This is a genomic window from Saccharothrix sp. ALI-22-I, from assembly GCF_001984175.1.
Lineage (GTDB): Bacteria > Actinomycetota > Actinomycetes > Mycobacteriales > Pseudonocardiaceae > Actinosynnema.
In genome coordinates, this window is the sequence record NZ_MTQP01000068.1 from 475,898 (window position 1) to 488,918 (window position 13,021).

General features: G+C 69.0%; 13 protein-coding genes, 2 tRNA genes and 1 pseudogene. 5 read left to right on the forward strand and 11 right to left on the reverse strand.

Going from position 1 to position 13,021, the window contains the following annotated elements; translation table 11 throughout:
• The first annotated feature begins 53 nt into the window (after window positions 1-53).
• Window positions 54-1,397, forward strand: coding sequence for an FAD-dependent oxidoreductase (locus tag ALI22I_RS38930; RefSeq protein WP_077010588.1), 1,344 nt, complete (start codon window positions 54-56; stop codon window positions 1,395-1,397).
• A gap of 32 nt (window positions 1,398-1,429) precedes the next feature.
• On the opposite strand, the gene ALI22I_RS51520 is transcribed toward ALI22I_RS38930, so the two are convergent.
• Window positions 1,430-1,588, reverse strand: a complete 159-nt coding sequence (locus tag ALI22I_RS51520; RefSeq protein ID WP_179118501.1) for a hypothetical protein — start codon at window positions 1,586-1,588, stop codon at window positions 1,430-1,432.
• A complete protein-coding gene (locus ALI22I_RS49980) occupies window positions 1,588-2,883 on the reverse strand; it encodes a class E sortase (protein WP_238598776.1) in 1,296 nt (431 codons plus the stop codon). The genes ALI22I_RS51520 and ALI22I_RS49980 overlap by 1 nt, the downstream gene beginning before the upstream one ends.
• 1,027 nt (window positions 2,884-3,910) lie before the next feature.
• Between ALI22I_RS49980 and crgA the strand changes: the two genes are divergently transcribed.
• Both crgA and ALI22I_RS38945 read left to right on the forward strand, forming a co-directional pair.
• Window positions 3,911-4,177 carry a cell division protein CrgA gene (gene crgA / locus ALI22I_RS38940; RefSeq protein WP_033436273.1) on the forward strand — a complete coding sequence of 89 codons (267 nt, stop codon included), beginning with the start codon at window positions 3,911-3,913 and terminating at the stop codon, window positions 4,175-4,177.
• Between the two features lie 215 nt (window positions 4,178-4,392).
• Window positions 4,393-4,806, forward strand: a complete 414-nt coding sequence (locus ALI22I_RS38945) for a PH domain-containing protein (protein ID WP_238598777.1) — start codon at window positions 4,393-4,395, stop codon at window positions 4,804-4,806.
• Between the two features lie 18 nt (window positions 4,807-4,824).
• Here the strand turns inward: ALI22I_RS38945 and ALI22I_RS38950 are convergent, their stop codons facing one another.
• Genes ALI22I_RS38950 through ALI22I_RS38960 form a run of 3 tightly spaced genes read right to left on the reverse strand, consistent with a single transcriptional unit; the run spans window position 4,825 to window position 6,995 of the window.
• A complete protein-coding gene (locus ALI22I_RS38950; RefSeq protein ID WP_077010590.1) occupies window positions 4,825-5,550 on the reverse strand; it encodes an MBL fold metallo-hydrolase in 726 nt (241 codons plus the stop codon).
• Between the two features lie 2 nt (window positions 5,551-5,552).
• Entirely contained in the window at window positions 5,553-6,437 is an 885-nt protein-coding gene (locus ALI22I_RS38955; RefSeq protein WP_077010591.1) for a rhomboid family intramembrane serine protease, read from the reverse strand.
• Window positions 6,438-6,995, reverse strand: coding sequence for a peptidylprolyl isomerase (locus tag ALI22I_RS38960; protein ID WP_077010592.1), 558 nt, complete (start codon window positions 6,993-6,995; stop codon window positions 6,438-6,440). It lies immediately after the preceding gene.
• 87 nt (window positions 6,996-7,082) lie between these two features.
• Between ALI22I_RS38960 and ALI22I_RS38965 the strand changes: the two genes are divergently transcribed.
• Window positions 7,083-7,670 carry a hypothetical protein gene (locus ALI22I_RS38965; protein ID WP_143532660.1) on the forward strand — a complete coding sequence of 196 codons (588 nt, stop codon included), beginning with the start codon at window positions 7,083-7,085 and terminating at the stop codon, window positions 7,668-7,670.
• Between the two features lie 54 nt (window positions 7,671-7,724).
• On the opposite strand, the gene ALI22I_RS38970 is transcribed toward ALI22I_RS38965, so the two are convergent.
• Window positions 7,725-8,279: a DUF2020 domain-containing protein gene (locus ALI22I_RS38970; RefSeq protein ID WP_077010594.1), complete on the reverse strand. Its 555-nt coding sequence runs from the start codon at window positions 8,277-8,279 to the stop codon at window positions 7,725-7,727.
• Window positions 8,280-8,404: 125 nt separating this feature from the next.
• Here ALI22I_RS38970 and ALI22I_RS38975 point away from each other — a divergent pair, with 125 nt between their 5' ends.
• Window positions 8,405-8,824 (forward strand): DoxX family protein, encoded by a 420-nt coding sequence (locus tag ALI22I_RS38975; RefSeq protein ID WP_077010595.1) that lies wholly within the window; start codon window positions 8,405-8,407, stop codon window positions 8,822-8,824.
• A 264-nt stretch (window positions 8,825-9,088) separates the two neighbouring features.
• On the opposite strand, the gene ALI22I_RS38980 is transcribed toward ALI22I_RS38975, so the two are convergent.
• The 5 genes and pseudogenes from ALI22I_RS38980 to gyrA all read right to left on the reverse strand — a co-directional run bounded on the left by ALI22I_RS38980 (window position 9,089) and on the right by gyrA (window position 12,998).
• Window positions 9,089-9,161: transfer RNA gene (locus ALI22I_RS38980), tRNA-Ala, on the reverse strand.
• Between the two features lie 36 nt (window positions 9,162-9,197).
• A pseudogene (locus ALI22I_RS54115) lies at window positions 9,198-9,314 on the reverse strand (DLW-39 family protein); the annotation flags it as partial.
• Window positions 9,315-9,349: 35 nt separating this feature from the next.
• Window positions 9,350-9,423, reverse strand: a tRNA-Ile gene (locus ALI22I_RS38985).
• Between the two features lie 63 nt (window positions 9,424-9,486).
• The gene (locus ALI22I_RS38990) at window positions 9,487-10,374 is read right to left on the reverse strand and encodes a DUF3566 domain-containing protein (protein WP_238598778.1); all 888 of its coding nucleotides are present in this window, start codon (window positions 10,372-10,374) and stop codon (window positions 9,487-9,489) included.
• Between the two features lie 62 nt (window positions 10,375-10,436).
• Window positions 10,437-12,998 carry a DNA gyrase subunit A gene (gene gyrA / locus ALI22I_RS38995; RefSeq protein WP_077010597.1) on the reverse strand — a complete coding sequence of 854 codons (2,562 nt, stop codon included), beginning with the start codon at window positions 12,996-12,998 and terminating at the stop codon, window positions 10,437-10,439.
• Window positions 12,999-13,021 lie beyond the last annotated feature (23 nt).

The following is a 13,021-nucleotide window of genomic DNA, read 5'->3' on the forward strand; positions in this document are numbered from 1 at the left end:
GCCGTGACGAACCTCTCGCCAGAAGTGATCTTAGCCTAACCTAACCTTGACGTATGACCCGTTCCCTGCGCGTAGCCGTCGTCGGCGCCGGTCCCGCCGGCATCTACGCCGCCGACATCCTGACCAAGTCCGACGCGGACGTGAGCATCGACCTGTTCGACCGGATGCCCGCCCCGTACGGCTTGATCAGGTACGGCGTCGCGCCGGACCACCCGCGCATCAAGGGCATCGTCAACGCCCTCCAGCGCGTGCTGGACCGGCCGGGTATCCGGTTCTTCGGCAACGTCGAGTACGGCGTCGACCTCAAGCTGGACGACCTCAAGCACTTCTACGACGCGGTGATCTTCTCCACCGGCGCGGAGAAGGACCGGGCGCTGGACATCCCCGGCATCGACCTCGACGGCTCCTACGGCGCGGCGGACTTCGTCTCCTGGTACGACGGCCACCCCGACGTGCCGCGCACCTGGCCGCTGCGGGCCCGCGAAGTCGCCGTCCTCGGCGTCGGCAACGTCGCGCTCGACGTCGCCCGCATCCTGGCCAAGCCCGCCGACGAGCTGCTGAGCACCGACATCCCGGACAACGTCTACGAGGGCCTGAAGTCGAGCCCGGTCACCGACGTGCACGTCTTCGGCCGCCGGGGACCAGCCCAGGCCAAGTTCACCCCCCTTGAGCTGCGCGAACTCGACCACTCGCCGAACGTCGAGGTCATCGTGCACCCCGAGGGCATCGACTTCGACCAGGCCAGCATGGCCACGATCCGGTCGAACAAGCAGGTCGAGATGGTGGTCAAGACGCTGCAGGAGTGGGCCATCCGCGACGTCGGCTCACGGCCTCGCCGACTGCACCTGCACTTCCTCGAAGCGCCCGTCGAGGTGCTCGGCTCCACCGAGGTGACCGGGCTGCGCACCGAGCGCATGGAGCTGACCGGCGACGGCGGCGTGCGCGGCACCGGCGAGTTCACCGACTGGCCCGCGCAGGCGGTGTACCGGGCGGTCGGCTACCTGTCCACGCACCTCGTCGACCTGCCGTTCGACCACACCTCGGGCACCGTGCCGCACCAGGCGGGCCGGGTGCTCGACCTGGACGAGCAGGCCATGACCGGCGTCTACGTCACCGGCTGGATCAAGCGCGGCCCGATCGGGCTCATCGGCCACACCAAGGGCGACGCGCTGGAGACCGTCACCAGCCTGCTCGCCGACGCGCCGCTGCTGCCGGTCGCGCCGAGCCGTGAGCCGGACGCCGTGGTCCGGTTCCTGGAGCAGCGCGCGGTGCCGTTCACCACCGTCGACGGGTGGCGGAAGCTGGACGCGCACGAGATCGCCCTCGGCGCCGCCCGGGACCGCGACCGGGTCAAGGTCGTGGACCGGGCCGAGATGACCGACGTCTGCCGGTCATAACGCTGGTCACCGCCCCAGTGGCCGCCAGGCGGTCACTGGGGCGTGGTCACGTTGTTGAACGGCAGCTTCGGCTCCGCCCACGGGAACACCACGAACATCAGCAGCGCCACCACCCCGGTCACCAGCACCGTCGCCAACATGATGCGCACGGGCAGCGGGCCGGGGAGGTGCCGCCAGATCCACCCGTACATCACTGCTCCTTCATCTCTTCGGGCACGAAGCCGTCGGCCTTCGGGTAGCTCATCGTCAGCACCGCGTGCACGATCAGCCGCTGCCGATCGGAGAACCGCGGGTGGCAGGTGGTCAGCGTCATCAACGCCGCCCGCTGCGCCTCGGCCACCTCACCGGTGAAGTACGGCACCTCGCTGATCACCTCGCCCTGGGTGGGCAGCACGATCTCCTGGCCGACCGTCTTGTCGTACGGCGCGCCGAGCGGCGTGACCTTCGCGCACTTGGGGTTCGCCTGCTTCTCCGCCCAGCCGGCCGCCTCGCCGGACATCGGCAGCACCCGGTAGACGAACCACTGGGTCTGCGTCTCGACCACGATCGCGTCGCACGAGCTCAGCAGGTCCAGGTCGTTGAACGGGGCGCCCTTGCCGACCCGGTGGCCCGCCACGGAGAAGTTGCCCGGATCGCCCGGCAGCGCGGTGCCCTTGTAGTGGCCGGGGCCGATCTCCAGGTCCTTGTCGGTGGTGCCCTCGACGATGGAGAACTTGTAGTCCGGGCCGAACACCGGGATGTACATCTTGGCGAACGCCTGGCCGTCCAGCAGGTCGTACTGGACCTGGCGCTGCGGATCGGTCTCGACCGTGTTCGAGTTCCACTGGTCGTCCAGCGCCTGGGTGGCGTCGCCCTGCTTGCCGGCCGAGATGAGGTCGGTGACGTACACCTCGTAGACCACGAACAGCAGGATGATCAGGCCCGCGGTGATCAGCAGCTCGCCGACGGTCCGGACGGTCTTGCGCGCGGTGCTGTCCGGCGGCGGGGCGGGCTGCTCGTCCTCGTCGTCGTAGTAGTCGTCGTCGTAGTAGTCGTCGTCGTAGTAGTCGTCGTCCTCGTCCTCGTAGTACTCGTCGTCGTAGTCGTCTTCGACGGGTGCGATGACCTCGGTGGGCGGGTCCACCGGACGAGGGCGGCGCGGCGGCGCCGGCGGGCGGGCACCAGGAGGCGGCGGGAGGCTGCCGGAGAACGCGTTGGTGTAGCGGGTGGCGTCGGCCGGCGGCGAGGTGGGCCGGGGACGCGGGCCACCGGCCGGTGGGGGCGGGGGCGCCGAGCCGCCGAGCCGGGCGGCCACGTCGGGTGCCGGGGGCCGGATCGCCGGGTCGTCGGGCAGACGGCGACGGCCACCGGTGGGCGGAACGGGCTCGGGACGCGGTCCGGCGTCCTCCCGCAGCCCACGACGGCCGGACGGCGGCGGCTCGGACTCGACATACGGCGGCTCAGCACGTGCCGGCTCGACATACGGCGGCTCGACACGCGGTCCCACGTCGTCGCGACGCGCACGGCGCCCGGTCGGTGGCGGCTCAACGTCGTCACGACGGGCACGGCGACCGGTCGGCGGCGGCTCGACATACGGCGGCTCAGCACGTGCCGGCTCGACATACGGCGGCTCGACACGCGGTCCCACGTCGTCGCGACGCGCGCGACGACCCGTCGGTGACGGTTCCACGTACGGAGGCTCGGCACGCGAGGGCTCGACGTACGGCGGCTCAACGTCGTCACGACGGGCGCGACGACCGGTCGGCGGCTCGGCCCGAGGCGGCTCGACATGCGAGGGCTCGACGTAGGGCGGCTCGACGTCGTCGCGACGCGCACGGCGACCGGTCGGCGGCGGCTCGGCCCGCGGCGGCTCAGCCCGAGGCGGTCGGTAGTCGCCCGGACGGCTGAAACCACCGGGAGGAGTCGGCGGTCGATCCAGGTCACCGGACCTGGCCACCGGCCGGTCGAAACCGCCCGGAGGCGTGGGTGGCCGGTCGAAACCACCGGGCGGTGTGGGCGGCCGGTCCGGGCCGCCAGGTCGCCCCACAGGTCGGTCGAAACCACCCGGAGGCGTGGGCGGTCGGTCGAAACCACCAGGTGGGGTGGGCGGCCGGCTCGGGCCGCCAGGTCGCCCCACAGGTCGGTCGAAACCACCCGGAGGCGTGGGTGGCCGGTCGAAACCACCAGGTGGGGTGGGTGGTCGGTCCGGGCCACCGGGTCGGCCCACAGGTCGGTCGAAACCACCCGGAGGGGTCGGTGGCCGGTCGAAACCACCAGGTGGCGTGGGTGGGCGGTAGCCGGGTGGCGGCGGTTCGCCCGGTGCCTGGGGCGGTTGGGGCCTGGGGCGTGGCGGTCGGCCCGGCGGGCCGCCTTGCGGCGGGGGCGGGTCGTAGCTCACCGAAAAACCTCCCAAGCCGAACGTTCCGAACTACACAGTGCTTCAGGGACCTGCTCGGTTACGTTAACGTGTTCATCCAGCAGTGGACGTGAACTCGTGCCACTGGAGGCCTATCCACCCGTCAGGCGAGGACAGCATGCCCAAGTCCAAGGTCCGCAAGAAGGCCGCCTACACGGCGCCTGCCGATCGCCGCACCCCGGTGAAGGTCAAGGCAGCGGGGCCGTCGCACCCCGTCTACGTCGCGGTGATGCTCGGCATGATGCTGTTGGGACTGGCGTGGCTGGTGGTCAACTACATCGCGGGCGAGAAAGTCCCGGTGATGATGGACCTCGGGTCCTGGAACTTCGGCATCGGATTCGCCCTGATGATCGTCGGTTTGCTGATGACCATGAAATGGCGCTGACCACGCGCTACGCCAAGTGGCCGACGGCCCGGACGTGCACCACGTCCGGGCCGTTCCGCGTTACCCGGTAGTTCACCTGGTTCACCTGACCGTCACCGAAGCACACAGATGTAAGTCATCCCCAATGGGGACAACTCCTGTGGATAACTTTGCGCCAGTTTGCACAAGCGCCGGTCGAGGGCTCTAGTTGTCCACAGTGCGGCAGACTTCACAGCGTGAACCCATCGCGTTCGTGGTCACCGCAACCGGGCATGGTCGGCCTCGTCTGGGGTCTGTCCGCCGTGTCACTGCTTGTCACGATCCTCAGCTCCGAGGCGACGAGCCGGCTGTTCCTGGGCCTCGCCACCGTCCTGTTGCTCGGCCTGGGCGCTTACGGCACCTTCGTGCGCCCCAGGCTGCTGGTGGACGACTCAGGGCTGACTGTCCGCACCCTGACCGGCACGCGGCAGCTGCCGTGGCACGAGGTGAAGGTCCGGCTCGCCCAGACCCGCCGACTCGGTCGTGAGACGGCCACGCTGGAGCTGGACTGGCAGCGCGGCGAGGACGAGCAGCTGTTCGTGTTCACCCCGATCGACCTCGGCACCGACCCGCGCGACGTGGCCGACGTCCTGCACGCCCTGCGGCCATAACGGCAGCGCACCGCCGTGCTACAGCTCGATGACCAGCCCGGGCGCGGCGACATCCACGTCACCCGGGTAGTCGGCCGCCTCCAGGTGCCCGGCCGGATCCGATCCCGGCCACAGGTGTGCCAGCACCAGCCGACCCACTCCGGCTCGATGGGCGTTCACCCCTGCCTGCTCGGCCGTGGACAGGTAGGGCGCGTTGTCCGCCGGCAGCACCTGTCGGGCGAACGTCGCCTCGGCCACGAACACGTCGGCGTCCCGGGCCAGGTCCACCAGCGCCGGACTCGGCCCGGTGTCACCCGTGTAGGCGATCACCCGTTCGCCGGCGGTCAGGCGCAGGCCGGCGTTGGGGACGAAGTGCGGCAGGTCCCAGGTGTCCACCCGGAACGGCCCCACCTCGAACGACCGCTCGATCGGGTGCACCGAGTACGCCGAGTCGAGCCGCACCTGGTCCAGCGCCAGCACGCGGTCCAACGCGCCCTCCGGCGCGTGCAGCGGCAGCACGGGAACCGAAGGCCCGAGCGCGCGAGCCCGCAGCAACGGGTTGAGGTCGGCGCAGTGGTCCGGGTGGCCGTGGCTCACCAGGACCGCGTCCACCTCCGAAGCCGGCACCAACGCCTGCAACGCGGGAAAAGTCGCGTACCCCGGGTCCACCAGAAGCGTGAACCCGTCGTGTTCCACGAGATAACCGCTGCACGCCTGAGTGGCCGTCGGCCAAGCGCCGACGCCACCCAGGGCGGTCAGCCTCACCGTCAGACCAGCTGCCCGGTCCGCACGATCGCCAGCAGCACCAGCAGCACGAACGCGCCCGCCACGGCCGCCGTCTGCCAGTTGTCCCGCTTCTGGGCCGGCGCGTAGACCAGCCCGGCGGTCACCGCCGCGCCAATCACCAACCCGCCGAGGTGCCCGAGCAGCGAAATACCCGGCAGGGTGAAGCTCAGCACCAGGTTCAACCCGATCACACCCAGCGCCGAGCCGGGGTTGAGCTTGAGCCGCAGCACGGCTACCAGCATCGCGCCCATCAGGCCGTACACCGCGCCGGACGCTCCGGCGACCAGCGTGTTGACCCCGCCGAACAGGTACACCGCGACACCGCCGCCGAGCATCGACACCAGGTACACCGCGGAGAACCGCAGCTTGCCGAACACCGGCTCCAGGTCACGACCCAGCACGTACAGCGCGATCATGTTCATCGCCAGGTGCACGGGCCCGTAGTGCAGGAACCCGGACGTCACCAGCCGCCACCACTCGCCGGCGCCGGCGACCTGGCCGGTCCACATCACGAACTCGAAGAACAGCGGCGACACCTGGTTGCGCATCAGGCTGCCCGCCTGCACCGCGGTGATCGCGTACATCAGCACGTTCACCGCGATCAGCACCGGTGTGACCACCGTGCGCTGGGAGAACTCGGCACCCACGAACGTGCGCGGCCGGCGCACCGTGGCCCGGCCCTGGTTCACGCAGTCGACGCACTGGTAGCCGACGGACGCCTCGCGCAGGCACTCCGGGCACGCGGGCCGGTCACAGCGGACGCACCGCAGCCCGGTGGCCCGATCGGGGTGGCGCACGCAGACCGGCAGGTCCGGACGCGCCCCGATCGGCTCACCGGGCGGCGGGGAGATCGGTGAGTCGGACACTCAGGACCGCTCCACCGAGACCTTCTCGATCACCACGTCGGTGACCGGGCGGTCACCGGCACCGGTCGGCGCGGCGCCGATGGCGTCCACCACGTTGCGCGAGTCCTGGTCCGCGACCTCGCCGAAGATCGTGTGCTTGAAGTTCAGCCACGTGGTCGGCGCGACCGTGATGAAGAACTGCGACCCGTTGCTGTTGGGCCCGGCGTTCGCCATCGCCAGCAGGTAGGGCTTGTTGAACTGGAGCTCCGGGTGGAACTCGTCGGCGAACTTGTAGCCCGGGCCACCGCGGCCCGTGCCGGTCGGGTCACCGCCCTGGAGCATGAAGCCCGCGATCACGCGGTGGAAGATCGAGCCGTCGTAGAACGGGCCGGACGACTCACCCTTCGCGTTGGGGTCGGAGTAGTCCTTCGTGCCCTCGGCCAGGCCGACGAAGTTGGCCACCGTCTTGGGGGCGTGGTCGGGGAACAGGTTGATGCGGATGGGTCCCTGCGAGGTGTGCAGGGTCGCCGTCACCTTGGTCCCGACGAACGATTCGTTGCTGTCTGCCACACCCACCATCGTGCCATCACCGGGCGCGGTGGTTGGGGAAGGGGCACGATGGGTATTGCCTGGAACGTGACTGACCGACAGCTTCTGGAGCGCGATATGGATGAGGTAGACGCCATGACCCGGGCCGGGGAGTCGGTCGGCAAGGCAGTGCGGTCCGTTCGCCGTGGTGCCGTCCGCGCTGGTCACGTCGGTGCGGACGCGGCTGTTCAACTCGCGCACAACGCCGAGGACAGGCTCGCCGAACGCGGTCTGACCAAGGACTACGTCCGGGGCGTCGTGGCGGACAAGGCGGGCGTGCTGGTGGAGAAGGCCGAAGAGGTCGAGAAGTCCACCCGGCGCGGTCGCAAGCAGCTCGCGAAGAGGGCCCGGGGCGTCCGCAAGGACGTGCTGAAGGCCGCCGAGCGGGCGCGCAAGGAGGCCAAGGTGCGTGCGAAGCAGGCGCGCAGGGAACTGACGTCGGCCAAGCAGCCCCAGCGCCGCCGTTGGCCGTGGGTGTTGGGCGTGTTCGCCGCCGCCGCGGTGGCGGGGTACATCGCGCTGACCAAGCGCCCGCAAGAGGTGCACTTGCAGGAGGAGGACGTGGAGCCCACGCCCGAGTCCACCGGGACCGCGGAGAACACCGAGTCCCTGCGCCCGCACGCGGCCCGCAACGGCCAGGTCTCCGACCAGCACAGCCGCAGCTGACCGGAACAACCACTTCGCGCCCGTCCCCTGCACCGGGACGGGCGCGAAGTCGTGTCACAAGCCGAGGTTGCCGACCACGGTCTCGACGACCCGGCGGGCCTTGATGGTCTGCTTCTGGTTGCTGGTCACGATCACCGCGTTGCCGTCCTTGGCGACCGCGTAGACCGCGCCGGTCTCGGTGGTCAGCGAACCGCCGTTCCAGCCGGCGGGCGCCGTCGCCGGGCTGGAGGTGGCCACCGGCACGGCCCGGTCGACCACGGCTTTCGCGGTCGTCGGGTCACCCTGGAACACCCAGACGGACAGCTGGACGTCGTTGGCGTTGGCGTAGAAGAAGCAGGCCGGGCTCGGCTGGTCTGCGGACAGCCGAACCTTTCGCACCAACTGCCCGTTCGCCTCTTGCACGAAGGAAGAGGCGAGGTAGGGGCACTGGCCGTCGGTGGTGGGCTCCGGCGCGGGCGGTGGCCCGGCGGGCGTGGTCGTCGTAGTCGTCGCCACTGCGCTGGTGGGGGTCCCGGCGGTGGGCGCCGAGGACGTGTCGGCGGTGCCGCACGCGGCCAACGCACCGAGGACCAGCAGGGAGGGCAGGGCGGTGAGCAGCACTCGGTTCATAGGGGCGCAAGTCAATCAGATAGCAGACAGTGAATGAGACGGTGATGACCTAGGCACGCAACGTCATCACCGTTAGGTTGTCCTTACCCTGCCGGCCGCCCCTGCAATGTGAGGACTGAGTCGAGATGACCATCTTTGACCGCGGTCGAGACCACGCCATCGCTGTGTTCCGGATCGTCGTCGGCGTGCTCTTCATGATGCACGGCGCGCAAAAATTGTTCGGCATCCTGGGTGCTCAGAACGGTGCCGTGTCGATCACGTCCTGGCCGGCCGGTCCGGCCGGGCTGATTGAGCTCGTCGGTGGCGCGTTGATCGTCATCGGCCTCGGCACCAGGGTTGCCGCGTTGATCGCATCCGGTGCGATGGCGTACGCGTACTTCGTGGTCCACCAGCCCGCCGGGCTGCTGCCCATCCAGAACAAGGGTGAGCTGGCCGCGCTGTACGCGTGGGTGTTCCTGCTGCTGGCGTTCACCGGTCCCGGCGCTTGGGCCGTGGACAAGGTGATCGCCGGCCGCAAGCGGGAACAGGCGCTGGTCAACGCATAGCAGAGGCAAAACGAGGGCCCGCACCCAGCGGCATTGGGTGCGGGCCCTCACCTTGTTGCCCTACCGCGAACGCGACCTCACACGAGAAGAACCCGGGAATCGCCCCACCAGTAAAACACGACCAACGAAACTTTCGCGCCCCTCAACCACCACGCGGGGTCCGGGGGTAGAGCCCTCCGGGCGGGGTCCGGGGGTTGCACCCCCGGAAAACACGACGAGCGAGGCGGTTCGCGCTTTCCGCGAACACACCTCGCCCAGAGCTCGTGGAGACGAGGGGAATCGAACCCCTAACCCCCGCCTTGCAAAGGCGGTGCTCTGCCAATTGAGCTACGTCCCCTCACGGGGGCGGCAGATGAACCGCCCTCGCGGGTCAGTCGGTGGGAGCAGTGGCCTCGCGCCACAGGTCCGCGTCGGCCTTCGCCGAGCGGTTGCGCTTGACGAAGAACAGTACCGCACCGGCGACTGCGACAAGTGCGATGATCTTCTTCACGGCGATTCCCCTCTGCAACACCTGTGAACTTCCGGTGGGCCTAGGAGGACTCGAACCTCCGACCTCTTCGTTATCAGCGAAGCGCTCTAACCGTCTGAGCTATAGGCCCTCGGGGCAACGACGGCAAGACTACAGCACTTCCCGTCGCGGCCCCAAATCGGGTGGTCCTTGATCACTCCCGCTCGGACAAGGTCAGTTCGAGGCCCCCGGCAAGATCAGCGGAAACGTTGTAGACGAACGATCCGACGGTCGCCAGAGCGGTGAACAACACGATGTTCACCGCGCCCACGATCGCCGCCACGCCGAACACGCGACCGGCGCTGATCAACGGGTCACCACTGGGCTCGTTGCCCTGCAGCAGGTCGTTCGCAGTGTTGTTGATCTTGTCCCACACGCCCATGCCGTTCAGCACGCCGTACAGCACGCCGACCGCCACCAGCCACACGAAGAACAGCGCGACGCTCAACACGAGCGCGAGCTTCAACACCGACCACGGATCGACCCGCTTCACCTGCAGGCTGGCCCGACGCGGACCCCGCCCCGGACGGCGGGCCGACGGCGCGGCGGCCGGACGACCGGTCGCGCCACCCAGGTTCACCTGCGTCCGGCCCCCGCCCGGCGCGCTCTGGGCGGCGGCCGGCGCGGCCGCGCCGGGCGCCACCGGTCGGGCCACCGCCACCGTGTCCGGGTCGTTGGACGGGTACGAGGGCTGCGACGCCTCGCCCGTCGGCTGTTCCGGCGCGGACACCAGGTCGGCGGGACCGACCTGCTGCGCCTCGCCGTACTGGTTGTCGCTGGTCACGCGCTGCCACGGTGGCGGCGCGGCGACGTGGTGGCCTTCGTTCTCGGCGGCCGCCTTGTCGACCTTCTCGGTCTTGTCGCCCTCGTCCGCCTTGTCGGCTGCTTTCGCACCGGCTGCTTTCGCACCGGCTGCTTTCGCACCGGCCGGGGGCGTCCCGGGCTGCTCGGACGCCCCCGAGGCGCCGACCGCCGGCTGCTCGGCGCCGGACGGTTTGGCGCCGGACGCCGGTGTCGGCTCGGCACCTGGCCGGGTGATCACCGCGGTCTTATCCTCTGGCTTCTCGGGTGGAGTCACGAGCTGTCCCTCAACCTCTCGTTGCGCTAGTTGGCAGGCTCAGCCTGATCACCGTCGACGGAGTCGACAATCGGACCACCGTCGACAGGGCTCACGACCTCCCCGTCAACAGTGGTGACGTCCGCAGGCTCATCGGCGTTGCGTGCCACCGCAATAAGGGTGGTCCCTTCACCGAGGTTCATCAACCGGACGCCCTTCGTCTGCCGTCCTGCCTTGCGCACCTCTCGAGCACTGGTCCGGATAACACCACCCGAAGAGGTGATCGCGTACAGCTCATCGTCGACGTCGACGATGAGCGCGCCGACCAGCCTCCCACGCCGGCGGTCGTGTTGGATGGTGAGCACACCCTTGCCACCACGACCCTGGACCGGGTAGTCCTCGATCGGAGTGCGCTTGGCGTACCCGCCATCTGTGGCGACCAAAACAAACAAACCCTCTTGGACGACGCCCATCGACAACAGCTCGTCACCGCTGTTGAAACGCATGCCCAGCACACCCGAGGTGGCCCGGCCCATCGGGCGCAACGCCTCGTCACTCGCGTGGAACCGGATGGACTGGCCGTCCGCCGACACCAGCAGCAGGTCGTCGTCCGAGGAGCACATCACCGCGCCGACCAGCTCGTCGTCGTCACGCAGGTTGATGCCGATCAGGCCACCGGCCCGGTTGGAGTCGAAATCGGACAGCTTCGACTTCTTGACCAGGCCCTTCTTGGTGGCGAGCACCAGGTAAGGGGCGACGTCGTAGTTCTTGATCTGGATCACCTGGGCGATCTCCTCCTCCGGCTGGAACGCCAGGAGGTTCGCCACGTGCTGGCCGCGCGCGTTGCGGTTGGCCTCGGGCAGCTCGTAGGCCTTCGCCCGATACACCCGACCTTTGTTCGTGAAGAACAGGATCCAGTCGTGCGTGGAGCACACGAAGAAGTGCTGGACGATGTCGTCCTGCTTGAGCTGGGCGCCCTGCACACCCTTGCCGCCGCGCTTCTGCGAGCGGTACAGGTCGGTCTTCGTGCGCTTCGCGTAACCCGTTCGAGTGATGGTGACGACCACGTCCTCGACCGCGATCAGGTCTTCCATCGACACGTCGCCGTCGAACGGCACGATCTTGGTGCGCCGGTCGTCGCCGTGCTTGTCGACGATCACCATCAGCTCTTCGCGCACGATCGCGCGCTGCCGCTCCGGCTTGTCGAGGATGTCCTTGAGGTCGGCGATCTCCAGCTCGATCTCGGCCAACTGGTCGATGATCTTCTGCCGCTCCAGGGCCGCCAGGCGCCGCAGCTGCATCTCCAGGATCGCGTTGGCCTGGATCTCGTCGACGTCGAGGAGCTCCATCAGGCCGGTGCGCGCCACGTCGGGCGTCTCCGACCGGCGGATCAACGCGATCACCGCGTCGAGCTGGTCGAGCGCCTTGACCAGACCGCGCAGCAGGTGGGCGCGCTCCTCGGCCTTGCGCAGCCGGAAGCGGGTGCGCCGGACGATGACCTCGATCTGGTGCTTCACGTAGTGCCGGATCATCTGGTCCAGGCGCAACGTGCGCGGCACGCCGTCGACCAGCGACAGCATGTTCACACCGAACGAGTACTGCAGCTGGGTGTGCTTGTAGAGGTTGTTCAGCACCACCTTGGCCACCGCGTCACGCTTCAGCGTGACCACGATGCGCATACCGGAGCGCCGGTTGGACTCGTCGGCGATGTTCGCGATACCGGTGAGCTTCTGGTCGCGGACCAGGGTGGCGATGTTCTCCACCAGGTTGTCCGGGTTCACCTGGTAGGGCAGTTCGGTGACGACCAGGATGGTCCGCCCCTTGGCGTCCTCGTCGATCTCCACGACCGCACGCATCTTCACCGAGCCGCGACCGGTCCGGTACGCGTCCTCGATACCCGCCGTGCCCAGGATCTGTCCGTACGTCGGGAAGTCCGGGCCCTTGATCCGGGCGATCATCGCCTCAAGGGTTTCCTCGTCGGACGCGTCCCAGTTGTCCAGCGCCCACACCACACCCTCCGCGACCTCGCGCAGGTTGTGCGGCGGGATGTTGGTCGCCATCCCGACCGCGATGCCCGAGCTGCCGTTGATCAGCAGGTTCGGCACGCGGGACGGCAGGACCGTCGGCTCCTGGATGCGACCGTCGTAGTTGTCCCGGAAGTCGACCGTCTCTTCCTCGATGTCGGCCAGCATCTGCATGGCCAACGGGGTCAACCGGCACTCGGTGTAGCGCATCGCGGCTGCCGGATCGTTGCCCGGGGAGCCGAAGTTGCCCTGGCCGTCGATCAGCGGGTACCGCTGCGACCACGGCTGGGCGAGGCGGACGAGTGCGTCGTAGATGGCCGAGTCGCCGTGCGGGTGGTAGTTGCCCATCACGTCGCCGACCACGCGGGCGCACTTGTTGTAGCTGCGTTCCGGGCGGAAGCCCGAGTCGAACATCGAGTACAGCACGCGGACGTGCACCGGCTTGAGGCCGTCGCGCACGTCGGGCAGCGCTCGTCCGACGATCACGCTCATGGCGTAGTCGATGTACGAGTTCTGCATCTCCTGCTGGATGTCGCGCGGCTCGGTGCGGTCTCCACCGGCCGGGGGCAGCGTCGTCTCGCTCACAGTTCTACTTCCTTAAAGGCCGG

Coding starts and splice junctions, on each gene's coding strand:
- ALI22I_RS38975 (WP_077010595.1), top strand. CDS start 8,405: ATGACCATCTTTGACCGCGGTCGAGACCACGCCATCGCTGTGTTCCGG.
- ALI22I_RS38970 (WP_077010594.1), bottom strand. CDS start 8,279: ATGAACCGAGTGCTGCTCACCGCCCTGCCCTCCCTGCTGGTCCTCGGT.
- ALI22I_RS38965 (WP_143532660.1), top strand. CDS start 7,083: ATGGATGAGGTAGACGCCATGACCCGGGCCGGGGAGTCGGTCGGCAAG.
- ALI22I_RS38960 (WP_077010592.1), bottom strand. CDS start 6,995: ATGGTGGGTGTGGCAGACAGCAACGAATCGTTCGTCGGGACCAAGGTG.
- ALI22I_RS51520 (WP_179118501.1), bottom strand. CDS start 1,588: ATGTACGGGTGGATCTGGCGGCACCTCCCCGGCCCGCTGCCCGTGCGC.
- ALI22I_RS38930 (WP_077010588.1), top strand. CDS start 54: ATGACCCGTTCCCTGCGCGTAGCCGTCGTCGGCGCCGGTCCCGCCGGC.
- crgA (WP_033436273.1), top strand. CDS start 3,911: ATGCCCAAGTCCAAGGTCCGCAAGAAGGCCGCCTACACGGCGCCTGCC.